General features: G+C 73.9%; 17 protein-coding genes. 9 read left to right on the forward strand and 8 right to left on the reverse strand.

Annotated features, from left to right (window positions below; all coding sequences use genetic code 11):
- Nucleotides 1-120: 120 nt before the first annotated feature.
- The 4 genes from ACH495_RS31140 to ACH495_RS31155 form a co-directional block, all read right to left on the reverse strand.
- Nucleotides 121-501 (reverse strand): VOC family protein, encoded by a 381-nt coding sequence (locus tag ACH495_RS31140; RefSeq protein ID WP_396861293.1) that lies wholly within the window; start codon nt 499-501, stop codon nt 121-123.
- A 46-nt stretch (nt 502-547) separates the two neighbouring features.
- A complete protein-coding gene (locus tag ACH495_RS31145) occupies nt 548-3,340 on the reverse strand; it encodes an FAD-binding and (Fe-S)-binding domain-containing protein (RefSeq protein ID WP_396861294.1) in 2,793 nt (930 codons plus the stop codon).
- A gap of 103 nt (nt 3,341-3,443) precedes the next feature.
- Nucleotides 3,444-4,232 carry a nucleotidyltransferase domain-containing protein gene (locus ACH495_RS31150; protein WP_396861295.1) on the reverse strand — a complete coding sequence of 263 codons (789 nt, stop codon included), beginning with the start codon at nt 4,230-4,232 and terminating at the stop codon, nt 3,444-3,446.
- A gap of 43 nt (nt 4,233-4,275) precedes the next feature.
- Nucleotides 4,276-5,193: a diacylglycerol/lipid kinase family protein gene (locus tag ACH495_RS31155; protein WP_396861296.1), complete on the reverse strand. Its 918-nt coding sequence runs from the start codon at nt 5,191-5,193 to the stop codon at nt 4,276-4,278.
- Between the two features lie 432 nt (nt 5,194-5,625).
- Between ACH495_RS31155 and ACH495_RS31160 the strand changes: the two genes are divergently transcribed.
- A complete protein-coding gene (locus ACH495_RS31160; protein ID WP_396861297.1) occupies nt 5,626-7,689 on the forward strand; it encodes a M4 family metallopeptidase in 2,064 nt (687 codons plus the stop codon).
- A 164-nt stretch (nt 7,690-7,853) separates the two neighbouring features.
- On the opposite strand, the gene ACH495_RS31165 is transcribed toward ACH495_RS31160, so the two are convergent.
- Together ACH495_RS31165 and ACH495_RS31170 are read right to left on the reverse strand one after the other, a co-directional pair.
- Complete coding sequence (locus tag ACH495_RS31165; protein WP_396861298.1) at nt 7,854-8,303, reverse strand: YbaB/EbfC family DNA-binding protein; 450 nt, start codon at nt 8,301-8,303, stop codon at nt 7,854-7,856.
- Nucleotides 8,304-8,484: 181 nt separating this feature from the next.
- Nucleotides 8,485-9,633, reverse strand: a complete 1,149-nt coding sequence (locus ACH495_RS31170; RefSeq protein WP_396861299.1) for an erythromycin esterase family protein — start codon at nt 9,631-9,633, stop codon at nt 8,485-8,487.
- Nucleotides 9,634-9,767: 134 nt separating this feature from the next.
- Between ACH495_RS31170 and ACH495_RS31175 the strand changes: the two genes are divergently transcribed.
- Complete coding sequence (locus ACH495_RS31175) at nt 9,768-11,330, forward strand: LLM class flavin-dependent oxidoreductase (RefSeq protein ID WP_396861300.1); 1,563 nt, start codon at nt 9,768-9,770, stop codon at nt 11,328-11,330.
- Between the two features lie 48 nt (nt 11,331-11,378).
- Here ACH495_RS31175 and ACH495_RS31180 read toward each other — a convergent pair whose 3' ends face one another.
- On the reverse strand, nt 11,379-11,750 hold the full coding sequence (locus ACH495_RS31180; protein ID WP_396861301.1) for a hypothetical protein: 372 nt from the start codon (nt 11,748-11,750) through the stop codon (nt 11,379-11,381).
- A 155-nt stretch (nt 11,751-11,905) separates the two neighbouring features.
- A complete protein-coding gene (htpG, locus tag ACH495_RS31185; RefSeq protein WP_396861302.1) occupies nt 11,906-13,798 on the reverse strand; it encodes a molecular chaperone HtpG in 1,893 nt (630 codons plus the stop codon).
- 144 nt (nt 13,799-13,942) lie between these two features.
- Between htpG and ACH495_RS31190 the strand changes: the two genes are divergently transcribed.
- From ACH495_RS31190 to ACH495_RS31220, 7 genes are all read left to right on the forward strand, one after another.
- Nucleotides 13,943-14,665, forward strand: a complete 723-nt coding sequence (locus tag ACH495_RS31190) for a FadR/GntR family transcriptional regulator (protein WP_396861303.1) — start codon at nt 13,943-13,945, stop codon at nt 14,663-14,665.
- Nucleotides 14,662-15,489 carry a sterol desaturase family protein gene (locus ACH495_RS31195; protein WP_396861304.1) on the forward strand — a complete coding sequence of 276 codons (828 nt, stop codon included), beginning with the start codon at nt 14,662-14,664 and terminating at the stop codon, nt 15,487-15,489. Before ACH495_RS31190 ends, ACH495_RS31195 begins: the two co-directional genes overlap by 4 nt.
- Complete coding sequence (locus ACH495_RS31200; protein WP_396861305.1) at nt 15,486-16,121, forward strand: lysoplasmalogenase; 636 nt, start codon at nt 15,486-15,488, stop codon at nt 16,119-16,121. Before ACH495_RS31195 ends, ACH495_RS31200 begins: the two co-directional genes overlap by 4 nt.
- Before the next feature lie 222 nt (nt 16,122-16,343).
- Nucleotides 16,344-16,835, forward strand: coding sequence for an SsrA-binding protein SmpB (smpB, locus tag ACH495_RS31205; RefSeq protein ID WP_281941540.1), 492 nt, complete (start codon nt 16,344-16,346; stop codon nt 16,833-16,835).
- Between the two features lie 77 nt (nt 16,836-16,912).
- The gene (locus tag ACH495_RS31210) at nt 16,913-17,350 is read left to right on the forward strand and encodes a VOC family protein (protein WP_396861306.1); all 438 of its coding nucleotides are present in this window, start codon (nt 16,913-16,915) and stop codon (nt 17,348-17,350) included.
- 46 nt (nt 17,351-17,396) lie between these two features.
- Nucleotides 17,397-17,972: a helix-turn-helix domain-containing protein gene (locus ACH495_RS31215; RefSeq protein ID WP_396861307.1), complete on the forward strand. Its 576-nt coding sequence runs from the start codon at nt 17,397-17,399 to the stop codon at nt 17,970-17,972.
- The gene (locus tag ACH495_RS31220) at nt 17,969-19,231 is read left to right on the forward strand and encodes an MFS transporter (RefSeq protein WP_396861308.1); all 1,263 of its coding nucleotides are present in this window, start codon (nt 17,969-17,971) and stop codon (nt 19,229-19,231) included. Before ACH495_RS31215 ends, ACH495_RS31220 begins: the two co-directional genes overlap by 4 nt.
- The last annotated feature ends 72 nt before the right edge of the window (nt 19,232-19,303 follow it).

Consider the following 19,303-nt stretch of genomic DNA (forward strand, 5'->3'; position numbering starts at 1 on the left):
CCCCCCCCCGCCCCCCCCCCCCCCCCCGGCCCCCCCCCCCCCCCGCCCCCACCCCCCCCCCCCCCCGCGGGGGCGCGGGGGGCGGCCCCCCCCCCGCGGGGGGGGGGGGGGCGCCGGTCCTCACGGCCAGCGGCTGGCGGTGGCCTCGAACAGCTCCGAATCGCTGGCCACCGGAATGACACAGACCAGGTGGCCGCCGGGCGCGCGCAGCACGTGGCAGTCCTGCCAGCGGGAGACCGGCGTGGCGCCCAGCGCCCGCAACCGCTCGACCTCGGCGGGCACGTCGTCGGTCTCGATGTCGAGGTGGTGCCGGGGCGCGTCGTCCACCGCCTGCACGGCGGTGACCAGGCCCGGCACCACGTCGGCCAGGCCGGTGAACTCGGGCTCGGACGGGTCGGTGCGCACCTCGGCGCCGAGCGCGGCCGACCAGAACGCGCTCACCTCCCCGGCCGACTCCTGCGGCGCGTCGATGATCAGGGCGTACAGGCGGGACCGATGCATCGCCCGAGCCTAGCCACGATCGCCGCGTCCGGCGGTCCCGCTCCGCTCAGGCGGTCGCCTCGGCCAGCAGCTCCAGCAGGTGCCGGTACGGCTGCCCGGTGGCCCGCGCCAGGCCGATCTCGCAGGTGCGGTTCACCGAGGCGTACCGGTCGAACGGGCGGGCCGTGACGGCGGCGGCCTCGGCGCGGGTGGCCGACGCGGTCAACTCCGGATGCAGCAGGCCCCGGTCGCCGGCGAAGCCGCAGCACTGCCAGCCCTCCGGGACCACCACCTCGTCGGCGACCGCCCGGGCCACCGCGAGCAGCGCGTCGTCCAGGCCCAGCCGGACCGACGAGCAGGTCGGGTGCAGCGCCAGCGAACCCAGCCGGCGGCGCACGGTCAGCCGGGGCAGCAGCCTGGTGGCCGCGAACTCCACCGCGTCGACCACCCGCAGGTCGCCGGCGTCGGCGAGCAGTTTGTCGAAGCCCTCGGTGCAGGAGGCGGCGTCGCTGACCACCGGCAGCGCGCCGTCCCGGCTGGCCGCCCGCAGCACCGGCGGCACCCGGTCCCGCACCGCCCGCCAACCGTCGGTCAGGCCCTTCGACGACCACGGGGTGCCGCAGCACAGGTCGCCGATCCCGTCCGGCACGAGCAGGCGTACGCCGGCCCGGTCGGCGAGGGTGAGCAGCGCGTCGGCCACGCCGGTGCCGCCCTCGGCGGGGGCGAACAGCGTGCCGAGGCAGGACGGGACGAAGACCGCGTCCGGCTCGTCGGCCGGGTGGGGCCGGCGGGGCGTGCCGCCGCGCGGCAGGTCCCGCTGCCACTGCGGCACCCGCTCGGCGCCCAGCACGGCACGGGCCGCCCGGGTGGCCGCCTCGGGCAGCGCCGGCGGCAGCGCGCCGGCCACGTCCAGCCCGCGGGCCATGCCCCGGGTGGTGGCGCCCCAGCGTCGGGCCGCACCGCGCCAGCCGGCCCTCGTGGCCCGGCCCTGCTCCTCGGCGCGCAACCGCTTGACCAGGTCACCGGTGTTGATCAGCACCGGGCAGGCGGTGGCGCACATGCCGTCCACGGCGCACGTCTGCACCGCGTCGTAGTCGTACGCGTCGGTCAGCTCCCTCGCCAGCGCCCGGTCGCCGGCGGCCTCGGCGGCGGCGATCTCCCGGCGCAGCACGATCCGCTGCCGGGGCGTGGTGGTCAGGTCGCGGCTGGGGCAGACCGGCTCGCAGTAGCCGCACTCGACGCAGCGGTCCACCTCCTCCTCGACGGTCGGCACGGTCTTCAGGTGCCGCAGGTGGACCGTCGGGTCGTCGCTGAGCAGCACGCCCGGGTTGAGCACCCCGTCCGGGTCGCAGAGCGTCCTCAGCTCGCGCATCACGTCGTACAGCTCGTCGCCGAACTGGCGGCGCACGTACGGGGCCATCACCCGGCCGGTGCCGTGTTCGGCCTTGAGCGTGCCGCCGTGGCCGAGCACCAGGTCGACCAGCTCCTCGGTGAAGTCGGCGTAGCGCGCCGGGGCCTCGCCGCCGGCGAACCGCTCGTTGAGCATGAAGTGCAGGTTGCCGTCCTTGGCGTGCCCGAAGATCACACTGTCGGCGTAGCGGTGGTGGTCGAACAGGTCGGCCAGCGCGGCGCAGGTGTCGGCCAGCGCCGCCACCGGCACGGCGATGTCCTCCAGCAGCGCGGTGGTGCCGGACGGGCGGGCGCCGGCGACCGCCGCGTACAACCCCTTGCGGATGTGCCACAGCGCGGCCCGGGCGGCGGGCTCGTCGCTGAGCCGGGCCGCTGTGGTCAGCGGCAGGTCGGCCAGCAGCGGCCCGGCGGCGGCGACCCGGTCGGCGAGCGCGTCCGGCGCGGACTCCTGCCACTCCACCAGCAACGCGGCGTGTCCGCGCACGGCCAGGCCGCGCAGTGCGGCGTCGGCCTTCGGGTCGCGCTGGGCGACCCGCAGCGCGGCGGCGTCGAGCAGCTCGACCGCCGCCGGCCCGGCGGCCACCAGCGCCGGCATGGCGGCCATCGCCGCGCCGAGGGAGTCGAAGACCAGCAGGCCGGTCGCGGCGTGCCGGTGCAGGGGTACGGTGCGGAACGTCGCCGACGCGACGAACGCGAGCGTGCCCTCGCTGCCCACCACGAGTCGGGTGAGCAGGGCGGCCGGGTCGTCGTGGTCGAGGAACGCGTTCACGCCGTACCCCATGGTGTTCTTCATGGCGAACTGGGCGCGGACCCGACGTACCGAGTCGGGGTTGCCGCGCACCCGGTCGCGCAGCCGCAGCAGGCCGGCGTGCAGCGCCGGCTCGGCGGCGCGCAACCGGGCGTCGGCGTCCGGGGCGCCGGTGTCCAGCACGGTGCCGCTGGGCAGCACCAGCACCAGCGACTCCAGCGTGCGGTAGGTGTTGACCTCGGTGCCGCAGGTCATCCCGCTGGAGTTGTTGGCGACCACGCCGCCGACGGTGCACGCCGACTCGCTGGCCGGGTCCGGGCCGAGCTTGCGGCCGTAGGGCGCGAGCCGCGCGTTGACCTGGCGCAGCACCACGCCCGGCTGCACGCGCACCCGCCGCCCGTCGTCGAGCACGGTCAGGTCGCGGAAGTGCCGGCGGACGTCGACCAGCAGCCGGTCGGTGACCGCCTGGCCGCTGAGGCTGGTGCCGCCGGAGCGGAACGTCAGCGGCACGCCGCTGCGGCGGCTGGCCGCCAGCAGCGCGGCGACCTGGCCGGCGTCGGCCGGGGTGACCACCGCACCGGGGTGCAGCAGGTAGTGCGACGCGTCGTGGGCCAGCCGCAGCCGGTCCGCGGCCCGGGTGCTCACGCCGCCGGGCACCGCCGCCTCCAGCCCGGCCCGGACCGACGCGCTCAACTCCCCCATGATCACCAGCCTCCCGGCCCCACCCTAGTCCCGTCCTCAGCCCGCCCCGGGCGGGCGATCATGAGATTGGCGGTCTCCGCCGTCCGGATTGTCGCCGCCAACCTCATGATCGTCGGGCGTCGCCGTCGGCGGTGAGGAAGGCCAGGACCCGGCGCTGGAACGCGCGGGCGGCGGGGCCGGTCGGGGGCGGGGCGCCCCGGCGGGCGGCGATCGACGCCCGGATCAGCGCGGCGTCCGGGTCGGCGGCGGCCACCCGCAGGCCCGCGTCGACCTTGCCCAGCCAGACCCCGTCGCGGTGGCGCACCAGCGCGCGGCAGGCGCCGAGCACCGCGTCCTCGGCCCCCGGCGCCGGCCCGTCGCCGGGTGGCGTGGGCCGGGCCAGCCACCAGCGCAGCGCGTCCACCAGCAGCGCCCGCAGCGCCGCCGGGGCCGGATCGGCGAAGACGTCGGCGGCGGGCGCGCCGAGCAGGGCCAGACCGGACTGGCGCAGGATGCTGCGGTCCAGCGCGTACCAGAACCGCCCGTCGGCGGCGGGCCGGTCGGCCGGGTCGTAGGTGGCCCGGAACGCCATCGCGGCACCGGTGTTCAGTTCCACCTCGAAGCCCGGCTCGGGCGTGCCGGAGGCGGCCACGTCCCGCCGGTAGACGACCAGCTCCAGGCCACGCGCCGGGCAGGGCAGCGCCTCGTGCCGCAGCCGGTCCACCAGCGCCCGCGCCGCGGTGGTCGGGACCGGTCCGGAGACCAGCAGCGCCACGTCCACGTCGCTGCGTCCCGGCTGGTAGCCGCCCAGCCCGACCGAACCGGCCGCGTACGCGCCGATGAGGTCGTCACCGAGCACGTCGCGGGCCCGCCGGACCAGGTCGGCGAGGTAGTCGCGGACGTCATCGCGCATGCCGGCATCCTGCCCGGCGCGGTTGCCGGCACCGCCGGCCGGGTCAGTCGGGCGGCTCGGGGCAGCAGACCGTCAGCCCGCCCGGCACCACCTTGACCTTCAGCCGTTTCGCCGTCCCCCGCGCGCCGCCGTCCAGCTCGTACGTCTTCGGCGCGGCGAACCGTACGGTGATCTTCCGACCCCGGGTGATCCGCACGAAGGGCGACTCGTCGGAGCGTCCGGCGGCCATCCGGCCCAGCGTGCGGGCCCAGTCCACGGCGCCGCTGGCGGTGGCGACGCCCACCTCGAGCGCGCCGTCGTCGGGGCGGGCGTCGTCGAAGGCCGGGATGCCGCCGGTGATGGTGCCGACGTTGCCGAACAGCACGCAGCTCGCCTCGCCGTCGAACCAGTCGGCGCCGTCCACCCGGACGCGGGTGCGCACGCACTCGCCGCGCACGTGCCGCAGCCCGGTCCAGACGTAGGCGACCCGGCCGAGTCGGCTCTTGAGCCGGCGGTCCGCGTCGCGGATCAGGTCGCCGTCGAACCCGGCGCCGGCCATCACCGCGAAGTGCTCCCCGTTGATCCGACCGAGGTCCAGCCGGCGGCGCGGGCCGTGCAGCGCGACCCGGACCGCCTCGGGCAGGTCGGCGGGGATGCCAAGGTTGGTGGCGAAGAGGTTGGCGGTGCCGGCGGGCAGGATGCCCATCGGCACGCCGGTGCCGGCCAGCGCGTCGGCGCACCGCTGCACCATGCCGTCGCCGCCCCAGACCAGCACCAGCTCGGCACCCTCGTCGAGCGCCGCGCGGACCCGCTTCGGCGCCTTGCGGCTCTTCGGCACCTCGTACCAGAGCAGCCGGCCGACGCCGGCGCCGACGAGGCGGGCGCGCAGCTCGTCGAGGCCGCCGCCGAAGGTCTTCTTCCGGTGGGCCACGACCGCGATCACGCCCGTGGGGGCGGCGCGGTCGGTCGGGCTCGTGCTCATGTCGCCCTCCTACCCGGAGCGCGCCCGGCCCACGCCTGTCGCCGGGACCGGCCCGGGGCGCCGGTCCACCTGAATCTATGTGCACCAGTTGCAAAGAGCGGCGATAGCCGCATCTCGGACCGGCCGTCGTCCACTGGCGACAATGTTCACCCTGATCAGGGGCTATTGAAGATCATGGCTTCCTGAATTCGCGTCGACGAGCGGTTGTCCGGCGGGTGTCGGTTGCCCCGGTCACCCATTGCTCCCGGCTCGGGCGTCGTGTGATTGTGCACCCAACGAGCCGCCGACCCCCGACGGCCCGGACGGTCGATCTGTCGACCCGGAGCCACGCCGGCAGCTCCGGTGACCGACCGTCACCCCCGCCTCGCACCATCGCGCCGCCCGTCCCCACCGGGCTCCGTGCGGCGCGCCTAGGAACAGGAGCACACCCTCTTGAAGCTCTCACCCCGCCTCGCCGCGCTCACCGGCGCAGCCGCGGCCGGCGTGCTGGCCGCCGGCACCGCCGCGGCCGTGCAGGCCGCGCCACCCGGGCCCGCCGCCCCGAACCCCGCCCAGGCCCGCGCGGCAGCCGCCGACTCGGCCCGCGCACTGGTCGCGAACCGTCCCGCCTACCTGCAGGCCGGCTCCGACGACGCGTTCGTGCAGAAGCCCGTGATCTCCTCCGAGGGCACCCAGTACGTGCCCTATGAGCGCACCTACCGGGGCCTGCCGGTGGTCGGCGGCGACTTCGTGCTCGCCACCGACGCGGCCGGCAACCTGAAGTACGCCTCGGTCGCCCAGCAGCGGCCGATCGGCGCCCTCGCCACCACCCCCAAGCTGACCTCGGCCGCCGCCACGAAGACGGCGCGCGCCCAGCTCAAGAGCGTCAGCTCGGTCGAGGGCACCGCACTTGTCGTCTACACGCTCGGCGCCAGCCCGATGCTGGCCTGGGAGACCACCGTGCGCGGCACCGGCACGGACGGCCCCAGCCGGCTCACCGTGGACGTCGACGCCCGCACCGGGGCGGTGCTGCGCAAGCAGGAGCACATCGTCAACGGCACCGGCACCGGCGCGTGGAACGGGCCCAGCCCGCTGACGCTGAACACCACCCAGTCGGGCAGCACGTACACCATGAAGGACCCGACCGTCACGAACCTCAGCTGCCAGGACGCCGCGAACAACACCACGTTCAGCGGCACCGACGACGCCTGGGGCAACGGCACCGCCACCAACAAGGAGACCGGCTGCGTCGACGCGCTGTTCTCCGCGCAGACCGAGCACAAGATGCTCAACCAGTGGCTGGGCCGCAACGGCGCCGACGGCAACGGCGGCTACTGGCCGATCCGGGTGGGCCTGAACGACCAGAACGCCTACTACGACGGCACCCAGGTCCAGATCGGCAAGAACACCGCCGGTCAGTGGATCGGCTCGCTCGACGTGGTGGCCCACGAGATCGGCCACGGCATCGACGACCACACCCCGGGTGGCATCTCCGGCGGCGGCACCCAGGAGTTCGTGGCGGACACGTTCGGCGCGGCCACCGAGTGGTTCGCCAACGAGCCGTCCAGCTACGACGCGCCGGACTTCCTGGTCGGCGAGAAGATCAACCTGGTGGGCTCCGGTCCGATCCGGAACATGTACAACCCGGGGGCGCTCGGCGACCCGAACTGCTACTCCAGCAGCGTCCCCGGTGGCGAGGTGCACGCCTCCGCCGGCCCGGGCAACCACTGGTTCTACCTGCTGGCCAACGGCAGCAGCCCGACCAACGGGCAGCCCGCCAGCTCGACCTGCAACAGCAGCAGCGTGACCGGCCTGGGCATCCAGAAGGCCATCAAGATCATGTACAACGCGATGCTGCTGAAGACCTCGTCCTCGTCGTACCTGAAGTACCGCACCTGGACGCTGCAGGCGGCGAAGAACCTCTACCCGAGCAGCTGCACCGAGTTCAACACCGTCAAGGCGGCCTGGGACGCGGTCAGCGTGCCGGCGCAGTCGGGTGACCCGACCTGCTCCGGCGGCGGCACCCCGACGCCCACGCCGACCACCTCCACCCCGCCGTCCGGCGGCTGCTCCGGCAACAAGCTGGCCAACCCCGGCTTCGAGTCGGGCAACGTCAACTGGACCGCCTCCTCCGGCGTCATCACCACCGACAGCGGCCAGGCCGCGCACGGCGGCTCCTACAAGGCGTGGCTCAACGGCTACGGCTCCGCGCACACCGACACGCTCAGCCAGTCGGTCAGCATCCCGGCCGGCTGCCGGGCCACGCTGAGCTTCTGGCTGCACGTCGACAGCGCGGAGTCCACCACGAGCACCGCCTACGACAAGCTGACCGTCAAGGCCGGCAGCACCACCCTGGCCACCTACTCCAACCTGAACAAGGCCACCGGCTACGTGCAGCGGTCCTTCGACATCTCGTCGCTGGCCGGCACCACCGCCACCATCTCGTTCAGCGGCGTGGAGGACGCCTCCCTCCAGACGTCCTTCGTCGTCGACGACACCGCGGTCAACCTGAGCTGACCGCACCGCGAGCGGCCGGCCGTCCTCCTCGGAGACGGCCGGCCGTTCCACGTCTCCGCCCGGCCCGCGGCCGCGGCTCCGAGATCTTTGGTACGAATGGTCGGCACCTGGCGGCTCCGACGGAGCGCGGTGTGCGTCGCTCTCCCGCTCCCGGCGAGCAGGGGTCAGGCCGGGCGGGCGGCGCGGGATGCGGCGTCGCGGTCCCGACGGATGCGCGCGGCCACCTCGTGCATCGTCCGACTGAACAGCTCCGCCTGGTCGGGCAGGCCGCCGAGGCGGGCGGCGAGTGCGTCGGTGTCCGCCCGGGCGGAGTCGCCGACCTGGGCGTCCAACTCGCTCAGCGCGTCGTTGACGGCGTCGACCAGGTGTCCGCAGAGAACCTCCAGCGGGAGCCCGGTCAGCTCCGGGTCGACGACGACGGAGTGCAACCGGCCCCCCTGGACGGCGACCGCCCGGACCTGGCCGCCGGCGGCCACGCCCTCGGCCCGGAGCAGCTCGCCCGGCTCGCCGTCGGCGAGTGCACAGGACCGGGACCGCATCGCGGCCAGCGCCTGCTGCGTGCGGGTCAGCAGCTCGTCGAGGCTCGCGGCGGCCGAGAACGCATCGTTGGTCATCTCCGCGCTTTCTTCACGTCTTAGCCGAGCCTCGTGACCATAGCAACCGGTGCCGCCGGAACCTCGTCACCCACCGCGCCCAGCCGTCCACCGAAGCCGGGAGCAGGACGGACACCCGCCACGCCCGGCGTGTCGCGGGACGGTCGACGCCGGTCGGGCGAGGACGGTCGCGGCCCGCTCATCAAGCGCGTGCGTCGACGCCGGCCGCCGGCGGGAGCGGATGGACCGCGCTGACCGTGGGCAGGACCGCGACGACGTCGAAGCTGTCGCGGGGCGACGGCAGGTCGAGGTAGTGCTCCTCGTCCCGCTCGGGGTCGTACACCCCCGAGATGAGTCGGGTCCGCGAGGGCCGGGACAGGAGCGGGGTGATGTCGTCCGGATGCGGAGCGCGAAGATCCAGGATCGGTACGCCGGCACCGGCGCCGTCCAGCAGCCCGGCCTCCAGCGAACGCGGGCTGGGGTCGGGAAGGTCCAGGCCGGGGATCCGGCCACGGCCGAAGGTGAGGTGCACGGCGGCGTACGCGTCACCGAGGGCGGCCCGCAGATGGGCTCCCATCATGGGCCCGCGGTGCGCCGCCACGTGCGCGCTGCCCTCCCAGAGGACGACACGGTCACCGGTGCGCCGCTGATACGCCACGAGCCGCTCGGCGGCGGACCGTTCTTCGCGCGCCACGTCGTACCCGGCGTCGATGGCGTTGGCGTGGTGCGCCACGATCGTGTCGAGCAGCGTCAGCGCCTGGTCACGTACCGGGCCGTGGTCGAGCCCGACGACCAGATCGCGGGCGGAACGGGCCAGGTCGACGAAGGGTGTGCCGGGGTGGAGGCCGCGGGCGCGCTGGACGTGTTCACCGTTGTCGTGGGCGACGCGGACGGCGTCCAGCAGATCCTTGACCCGGCCGGCCGTCGTGGCGTCGAGCCGAGCGACCAGGCCCACGGCGCGGTCGTAGTCGGCGGGCAGCACGCGGGCGCCGCCGACCGCGACGACCCGCACCGGGTCCGCCGGGTGCCGCTGGTTGCGGCGGCGCAGCCGGCCGAGCGCCTCGCGCATCTCGGTCGTCCGCCAGGGGCCCCATGCCTGGCCCAGCGCGGCGTCGAGATCGTGCTCCGTCCCCCGGACGTAGCCGTCGTACCGTTCGCCGATCCGCTGGTTGTCCACCAGCGCGACGGCCCGGAACCCGGACCGGATCAGGACGTGGGTGGTCTGCTCGACGAGGCCGAACAGTTCGTGCGCCGCTCGGGTGGCGGTGCCCAGACCGACGATCGTGGCATCGTCGACGAGGGCGGAGATCCGGCGTCCGGCCGCCTCGAGGTGGTATGGCTGCTCACTCATGTCCCGAATGGAAACCGTTGAACATAAGGTGAAGTCAAGTCCGGTCGACGTGACCGCTGGTGTGGCGGCGGAGCCGGTCGGGCGACGGAGCTACCGTGGGCGGGACCGGACAAGATCGCGCGAGGAGCGGACGGATGACCGACCACGGACACGAGCTGACCTTCGGCAGCTTCCTCACGCCGACCGCCGGACGACCCGATCAGGTGGTGGCGCTCGCCACGCTCGGCGAGCAGGCCGGGCTGGACCTGGTCACCTTCCAGGACCACCCCTACCTGCCGGCCTTCCTGGACACGTGGACGCTGATGTCGTACGTGGCCGCCGCCACCGACCGGATCCGCCTGGCCGGCAACGTGCTCAACCTGCCGCTGCGCCAACCGGTGGTGCTGGCACGCAGCGTGGCCAGCCTGGACCTGCTCACCGGCGGCCGGGTCGAGCTGGGGCTCGGCGCGGGCGCGTTCTGGGACGGGATCGAGGCGGCCGGCGGGCGGCGGCTCACCCCCGGCGCGGCGGTCGACGCTCTCGACGAGGCGATCCGGGTCATCCGCGAGGTGTGGGACACCGACCGGCGCGACATGATCCGGCTGCCCGGTGAGCACTACCGGGTGGTCGGGGCGAAACGCGGGCCGGCGCCGGCGCATCCGGTGGGCATCTGGGTGGGCGCGTACAAGCCGCGCATGCTGCGCCTGGTCGGGCGCGCCGCGGACGGCTGGCTGCCGTCACTGTCGTACCTGCCGAACGGGCCGGACGACCTGCCCGCGCTCAACGCGCTGGTCGACGACGGCGCGCGGGACGCCGGCCGGGACCCGGGCGCGATCCGCCGGATGCTCAACGTGAACGGCACGTTCGCCCGCTCGTCCACCGGCTTCCTCGCCGGGCCGCCGGAGCAGTGGGCGGAGGAGCTGGCCGGCCTCACGCTGGCGCACGGCATCACCACGTTCATCCTCGCCAGCGACGAACCACGCGCCATCCAGCTCTTCGCGCAGGAGGTGGCGCCGGCGGTGCGGGAGCTGGTCGCCGCCGAGCGCACCAGCCCCGGCAGCGGCGCCCGGGCCGTCGCCGAGGAGCAGGCCGCGACCGGCGGTCCGACCGCGCTCGCGGTCACCCCCACCCCCGACCCCGGGGTACGGCTGAGCGCGCGCCGCCCCTGGGACGAGACGACCCGGCCGGCCGCCCCGCCGGCGCCGGCCGGGCAGGTCTACCCGGCCCGGGGGCAGGCCGCCGGGCAGCACCTGGTGGACGTGCACGACCACCTGCGCCGGGAGCTGGCCCAGGTGCGCGACCTGCTCGAACAGGTCAAGCGCGGCGCGGTCTCGCCCGGTGGGGCGCGGGCCGCGCTGAACGAGATGACGATGCGGCAGAACAACTGGACGCTGGGCGCCTACTGCGCGGCCTACTGCACAGTGGTGACCCAGCACCACGGGCTGGAGGACGCCTCGATCTTCCCGCACCTGCGCCGCGCCGACGCCGGGCTGGCGCCGGTGCTGGACCGCCTGGTGGAGGAGCACGTGGTGATCCACGACGTGGTGGAGAGCGTGGACCGGGCGCTGGTGGAGCTGATCCGCTCCCCCGGCGACTTCACCGACCTGCAGGACGCGGTGGACCTGCTCACCGACACGCTGCTGTCGCACCTGTCGTACGAGGAGCACCAGATCGTCGAACCGCTGGCCCGCTACGGATTCTTCCCCGGTCAGGTCTGACCGGCGGGGTCCGGCCCGGAGCGGACGCCGCTCCGGGCCGGGCCGGCACTAGAGCAGGTAGGGCGTGCAGTGGCCCCGGTTGCCGGTGACCTCGCTGAAGTTGTCCCAGGACATCCAGCCGCGGGTCTCCGTGCCCGCGACCCGGGTGTAGACCCAGAAGTTGTCGTACTCGTTGATGACCTGGCACCAGATGTAGAGCTTGGTGCCCTTGCCGAGGTAGGCGACGTTCCCGCAGTCGGAGTAGGGGGCGGTCTTGAGGTTGTAGGCCCCCTTCAGGATGCCGTACCCGTCGTCGACGTTCTGGTAGGCGGGCGAGCCGCAGGAGTGGCTGGCCTGGGCGGGCGAGGCGACGGTGAGCCCCAGGGTCGTGGTGAGCAGGACGGCCGACGCGATCGCGGCCACGGTGCGGTGCAGGCGCATGACACTGATCCCCCGTGGATGAGACGACATGACCCCACCATCATCGCATCGGCGTTGATCGTTATCTGCCCCGTTGCCGGATATGCGACGGAGGCGATGGCGAGCCGGGGGCCCGTCCGGTCGCGCGGGCGAGCGGACGGGCCCCGGCTTCGCGCCTACAGGCCGCGGGCGAGGCGGTCGGCCAGGATCCGGGTGAAGCGGGCCGGGTCGGTGAGGTCGCCACCCTCGGCGAGCAGCGCCATGCCGTACAGCAGCTCGGCGGTCTCGGTCAGCGCGGCGCTGTCGCCGCCCTCACCGTGGGCCTTGCGCAACCCGGTGACCAGCGGGTGGGTCGGGTTCAGCTCCAGGATGCGCTTGACCGGGGGCACCTCCTGGCCCATCGCCCGGTACATCTTCTCCAGCGTCGGCGTCATGTCGTGCGCGTCGCCCACCACGCAGGCCGGCGACGTGGTCAGCCGGGTGGACAGGCGCACCTCCTTGACGCTGTCGGCGAGTGCGCCGCCGAGGAAGGTGAGCAGCTCGGCGTACTCCTGCCGTTCCGCCTCGGCCTTCTCCTTCTCCTCCTCGGTCTCCAGGTCGACCTGGCCCTTGGCCACCGAGCGCAGCGTCTTCCCGTCGTACGCGCCGACCCGCTCGACCCACACCTCGTCGACCGGGTCGGTGAGGATCAGCACCTCGTAGCCCTTGGCCCGGAACGCCTCCAGGTGCGGGGAGTTCTCGATGGTGGCCCGGTTCTCGCCGGTGGCGTAGTAGATCTCGGTCTGGCCGTCCTTCATCCGCTCGACGTACGCGCGGAGCGTGGTCGGCTCGGCCGGGTCGTGGGTGGAGGCGGCGCGGACCAGGTCGAGCAGCGCGTCGGTGTTGTCCGGGTCCTCCAGCAGACCCTCCTTGACCACCGGCCCGAACTCGGTCCAGAACGTGCGGTACGACTCGGCCGACAGGCCCTTGAGCGTGGCGAGCACCTTCTTGACCAGCCGCCGGCGCACGGCGCTGATCTGCCGGTCCTGCTGGAGGATCTCGCGGGAGATGTTCAGCGACAGGTCGTGCGCGTCCACCACGCCCTTGACGAAGCGCAGGTAGTTTGGGATCAGCGCCTCGCAGTCGTCCATGATGAACACGCGCTTGACGTAGAGCTGCACGCCGCGCCGGCCCTGCGGGGCGAACAGGTCGAGCGGGGCGTGCGAGGGCAGGAAGAGCAACGCCTCGTACTCGAAGGTGCCCTCGCCGCGCATGTGGATGGTTTCGAGGGGGTCCGCCCAGTCGTGCGCGACGTGCCGGTAGAACTCCTTGTACTCCGCCTCGTCGACCTCGTCGCGGGAACGCGCCCAGAGCGCCTTCATCGAGTTGAGCGTCTGCTCCTCGCGGGTGGTCGCGCCGTCCTCGCCGGGCTTCTCCACGGTCATCCGGATCGGCCAGGCGATGAAGTCGGAGTATCGCTTGACGATCTCCCGGATGGTCCGGTCGGCGGTGTAGTCGTGCAGGTTGTCCTCGGCGTCGACCGGCTTGAGGTGCAACGTGACCGAGGTGCCCTGCGGCGCGTCCTCGACCGCCTCGACCGAGTAGGTGCCCTCGCCGGTGGACTCCCACCGGGTGCCGCCGGCCTGGCCGGCGCGGCGGGTCAGCAGCGTCACCCGGTCGGCGACCATGAAGGTGGCGTAGAAGCCGACGCCGAACTGGCCGATCAGCTCCTGCGAGGCGGCGGCGTCCTTCGACTCGCGCAGCTTGCGCAGCACCTCGGCGGTGCCGGACTTGGCGATGGTGCCGATCAGCGCCACCACCTCGTCGCGGGACATGCCGATGCCGTTGTCCCGCACGGTCAGCGTGCGGGCCTCGGCGTCGGTCTCGATCGCGATGTGCAGATCGGACGTGTCGGCCGGCAGTTCCTTGTCGACCAGCGACTCCAGCCGCAGCTTGTCCAGCGCGTCGGACGCGTTCGAGATGAGTTCGCGCAGGAAGACGTCCTTGTTCGAGTAGATCGAGTGCACCATCAGCTGCAACAGCTGACGCGCCTCGGCCTGGAACTCCAACGTCTCGACCCGGTCGCTCACACCGACTCCCTTCACCGTGGCGGTCCTACGGCGAAAAGGATACGAGGCGTGACCGCGACGGCACCCACCGGCCGGGCCACCTCGGGGAATCCAACTGGTCCAACCAGTTGACGGGTTGATGTGTCGGCGGCCACACTGCTGGCCATGGCCTTCACCCCCGCGCCCCGCGCCTCGGTCTCCGACCACGTCTTCGGTCAACTCCGCGACGCGATCGTGTCCGGGCGCCACCGGCCGGACGAGACGCTGCCCGGCGAGCGGGAGCTGGCCGCCGCGTTCGCGGTGAACCGGCACGCGGTGCGGGAGGCGCTGCGCCGGCTGCAACAGCTCGGCCTGGTCCGGGTCAGCCAGGGCGGCGCGACCCGGGTGCTCGACTGGCGGGTGCACGCCGGGCTCGACCTGGCGCTGTCGCTGGCCCGCTCCGGCGACGTACTCCCGGTCGAGACGCTGGTGCGCGACATGCTGGAGATGCGCGCCTGCGTCGGCGTCGACGCGGCCCGGCTCTGCGCCGAACGCGGCGACGAGGCGGTGGTCGCCGCGCTGGTCCGGGCCGCCGAGGAGTACGGCACGCTCGCCCCGGACCTGGACCGGATGGCCGAGGCGAACATCCGCATCTGGCGGCTGGTGGTGCGCGGCAGCGGCAACACCGCCTACCAGTTGGCCTTCAACAGTCTGGTCGCCGGCACGTTCGCGGTCGGCGACGTCCCCCCGGACGCCCGCGCCGCCGAGTTGCTCGACGTCGCCGGGCACCGCCGGCTCGCCGCGGCGATCGCGTCCGGCCGGGGCGAGGCGGCGTCCCGGCAGGCCCGGGCGCTGCTGACCGCCCCCGTCACCACCACCCCCACCACCGGAAGGGAAGCGCGCGCATGATCCCCGCCGTGCTGTACGCCGTCCCGGCGTTCCTGCTGCTGATCGTCATCGAGGCGGTCTCCTACCGCTTCCTGCCCGACGACGACGAACGCGGCTACGAGCTGCGCGACACCACCACCAGCCTGTCGATGGGGCTGGGCAGCCAGCTCATCGGTGTCCCGTGGAAGCTGCTCACGGTCGGCCTCTACGCGGCGCTGTGGACCCTCGCGCCGGTGCACCTGTCCCCCGGCGACTGGTGGACCTGGGCGATCGTGTTCTTCGCCGACGACCTGGCCTACTACTGGTTCCACCGGTCCCACCACGAGGTGCGGGTGCTCTGGGCCAGCCACGTGGTGCACCACTCCAGCGTCCACTACAACCTCTCCACCGCGCTGCGGCAGAGCTGGACGCCGATGACCTCGCTGCCGTTCTGGCTGCCGCTGGCGCTGCTCGGCATCCCGCCGTGGATGATCTTCCTCCAGCAGTCGATCAGCCTGCTCTACCAGTTCTTCCTGCACACCGAGCGGGTCGGCCGACTGCCCCGGCCGATCGAGTGGGTGTTCAACACCCCGTCGCACCACCGGGTGCATCACGGCTCGAACACCGAATACCTGGACCGCAACTACGGCGGCATCCTGATCGTCTGGGACCGGCTGTTCGGCAGCTTCGCGCCGGAGCGGGCCGCGGTGCGCTACGGGCTGACGAAGAACATCGGCACCTACAACCCGCTGCGGGTGGCCACGCACGAGTTCGCCGCGATCTGGTCCGACGTGCGCCGGGCCACCTGCTGGCGGCACCGGCTCGGCTACCTGCTCGGCCGGCCCGGCTGGCAGCCGGCCCGGTGAGGCGGTCCTGGCTCACCCTGTTCGGGCTCGTCTCCGCCGTCGAGCTGGTCGGGGTCGCGCTCGACTCGACAGTGCTCCAGTGGCTGGCCAAGCCGCTGCTGGCGCCGGTGCTGCTGGCGTACCTCTGGCGGTGCCGGGGCCGGTGGGACGCGGTGGCGGCCGGCCTGGTCGCGGCCACCGCCGGGGACGTGGCCCTGCTCGTGCCGGGCCGAACCGCGTTCCTGGCCGGCATGGGGTTCTTCCTGGTCGCGCAGCTCGCGTTCCTGACCGGTTTCCTCCGTCGCGGCCGACCGGCGGCGCCGGCGTGGGCCGGCTACCTGCTCGCCTGGGCGGCCGGGAACGCGCTGCTGTGGGGCGCGCTCGGGCCGCTGCGGCTGCCCGTGCTCGGCTACAGCCTGGCGCTGTGCCTGATGGCCGCCGCCGCGACCGGGGTGTCGGCGCGGGTCGGCGCCGGCGGGGCGTTCTTCCTCGGCTCCGACCTGCTCATCGGCGTGGGCGCGGCCGGCGTCGAGCTGCCCGGCGCGGGCCTGCTGGTGATGGGCACCTACTGCGCCGCGCTGCTGCTGATCACCACCGGCTGGGTGGCCGCCCGCACCGGTGCCACCCGCGAGCCGGAGGTGGTGCCCGCCTGACCGGGGTGGGTGACGGTGTGCGGGAGTCGCACACCGCCACCCGGGCGCCGGAACCGGCCGGGTGTCCCCGCCCACCTCCTCGTACCCGAACGGGCCACCGCGCCCCGCACGCGCTGATTCACGGAAAGTGCGGCCATGGTGGGTGGAATAGGCGCAGTTTCCGTGAATCAGGTCCCGGCGGGGGCGGGCGGACGGGACGGCCGGGTGGGTATCGTGCGGGGCGTGGCCAGGGAGAACGGGCGCAAGGCGATCGCCTCGAACAAGAAGGCGCGGCACGACTACGACATCCTCAAGACCTACGAGGCGGGCATCGTGCTGGCCGGCACCGAGGTGAAGTCGCTGCGCGAGGGGCGGGTGTCGCTCGTCGACGCGTTCGCCCAGGAGCGCGACGGCGAGCTGTGGCTCTACGGGCTGCACATCGCCGAGTACGGCTTCGGCACCTGGACGAACCACGCACCCCGGCGCACCCGCAAGTTGCTGCTGCACCGGGTGGAGATCGCCCGGATCCTGGAGAAGCTGCGCGACGGCGGGGTCACGCTGGTGCCGCTGTCGATGTATTTCGCCGACGGCTGGGCCAAGGTCGAGCTGGGCCTGGCCCGGGGGCGCCGGTCGTACGACAAGCGTCAGGCGCTCGCCGAGCGGGACGCCAAGCGGGAGATCGCCCGGGAGATGGGGCGTCGGCTCAAGGGCCGGGCCGCGACGCGCCGGACGTGACGCTCCCGCGGGTCGCGGTCAGTTCCTGGCCGCTACGTCGGGAAGGCTGGCCGGGACCCGAGGAAAAAGGAGAGCCGATGGGCCTCGACGTGCAATTCACCTTCGACTGCGCCGACCCGGCCGCGCTGGCCGCGTTCTGGGCCGAGGCGCTCGGTTACCGGGTGCAGGGGCCACCGGACGGCTTCGACTCGTGGGAGCAGGCGCTGACCGCGTTCGGCGTGCCACCGGAGCGGCACCACGACGCCTCGGCCGTGGTAGACCCTGAGGGCACCGGGCCACGGCTGTTCTTCCAGCGGGTGCCGGAGCCGAAACGGGGCAAGAACCGGGTGCACCTGGATGTGCGGGCCGCGCCCGGGCTGACCGGGGCGGCCCGGATGGCGGCGCTGGAGGCGGCGGCCGACCGGCTGGTGGCGTTCGGGGCGACCCGGGTGGCCCGGCACGAGCCCGCTCCGCCGCTGGGCGCCGGGCACCTGGTGCTGGCCGATCCGGAGGGCAACGAGTTCTGCCTCGACTAATACAAGACATCTTGTACTTCATCTCTTGTTGGTCTAGCGTGGCGGCATGGTGGACGAGCCGAACCACGTGCACGTGACCGACCCGCGGGCCATGCGGGCGCTGGCCCATCCGACCCGGCTACGGCTGCTCGGCGAGCTACGCCTGCGCGGCCCGCAGACCGTGGGGATGCTGAGCGAGCGCATCGGCGAGGCGGTCGGCTCGGTCAGCTGGCACATCGGCAAGCTGGCCGAGCGCGGCTTCGTGACGGAGGATCCCGACCTGGCCCGCAACCGCCGCGAACGGTGGTGGCGGGCCGCGCACGCCACCACCGACTGGGACCCGGTCGAGCTGCTCGACGACCCGGAACGCCGGCTCGCCGGCAACCTGCTGCGCCGCGCCGCGATGGAGCGCTACCTGGCCCGCTACCAGGCCTACCTGGAGGCCGAGGCGAGCCTCGACCTGGCCTGGGTGCGCGGCACCACCAGCAGCGACACGGTGCTGCACCTGACCCCCGACGAGCTGGGCGAGCTGCGCGACGAGCTGTCCGAGCTGGGCCGGCGCTGGCAGGCGCGCGGCGCGCCCGACCGGCCCGGCGCCGAGATGGTCACGCTGATCTGGCAGGCCTACCGGGGCCCGCAGTGAGCCGCGACCGCCGGCCGCTGGCCGGGCTGCTGATCGGGCACGCCGTCTCGCTGACCGGCAACGTGCTGACCCTCATCGCGCTGCCGCTCTACGTGCTGGCCGAGACCGGCTCGCCGGCGGCCACCGGGCTGGCCGGCGCGTTCGCCACCGCGCCGGTGGTGCTCGGCGGCGCGTTCGGCGGCGTGCTGGTCGACCGGCTCGGCTACCGGCGGTCCAGCGTGCTGGCCGACGTCGTCTCCGGCGTGACCGTCGCCGCCGTACCCCTGTTGCACGCCACGGTCGGCCTGCCGTTCCCGGCGCTGCTGGCGTTGGTCTTCGTCAGCGGGCTGCTGGACACGCCCGGCCAGACCGCGCGCACCGCGCTGCTGCCGGAGGCCGCCGCCGCGGCCGGGGTGCCGATCGAGCGGGCCATCGGCTGGGCGGAGGGCACCTCGCGGGGTGCCCGCATGATCGGCGCACCGGTGGCCGGCCTGCTGGTCGGCGTGCTGGGTCCACTGCCGGTGCTGGCCGTGGACGCGGCGACGTTCGCCGTCTCCGCACTGGTCGTGACGCTGCTGGTGCCGCGCGGCCTGCGCCCGTCCCCCGAGAACGGTGAGGCGGAGGCCGGCGGCTACTGGCGGCAGTTCGCCGCCGGGCTGCGCTTCCTGGCCCGGGAGCCGTTGCTGCGCGCCATGGTGTTGCTGGTGCTGGTCACGAACCTGTTCGACGCGGCGAAGAGCAACGTGCTGCTGCCGGTCGTCGCCGACCGCGAACTCGGCGGGCCGGCCGCGTTCGGCCTGCTGGTCGGCGTGATGGGCAGTGGCGCGCTGGTCGGCTCGCTGGTGTTCAGCGCGATCGGGCACCGACTGCCCCGGCGGGCCACGTTCGTCACCGCGTTCGCGATCTGCGGCGCGCCACCGCTGTGGGCGCTCGCCGCCGCGCCGCCGCTGCCGGTGGTGGTCGCAGTCGTCGCGGTGGCCGGCCTGGCCGCCGGCGCGCTCAACCCGCTGATGGGCGCGGTGGAGCTGGAACGGGTGCCGGCCGCCATGCGGGCCCGGGTGTACGGGGTGATCGGCGCCGGCGCCTGGGCGGCGATGCCGCTGGGCGCGGTGGGCGCCGGGCTGGCCACCGACCGGTTCGGCCCCACGTCCACGTTGGTCGTCATGGGCGCCTGCTACCTGCTGGTGGTGCTCACGCCGCTGCTCGGCGGCCCGTGGCGCGAGATGCGCCGGCCGGTGCCGGCGACGCGCCAGGCCGAGCCGGAGGAAGCGCTCTCTTGACAGCGGGCCACTTCGTTCATACCTTCATCGAAGGCTATCTTTATAGTTTGTTTACCGTTCTGCGGGGCCGGC

It is taken from the genome of Micromonospora sp. NPDC018662, from assembly GCF_044391475.1.
GTDB lineage: Bacteria > Actinomycetota > Actinomycetes > Mycobacteriales > Micromonosporaceae > Micromonospora.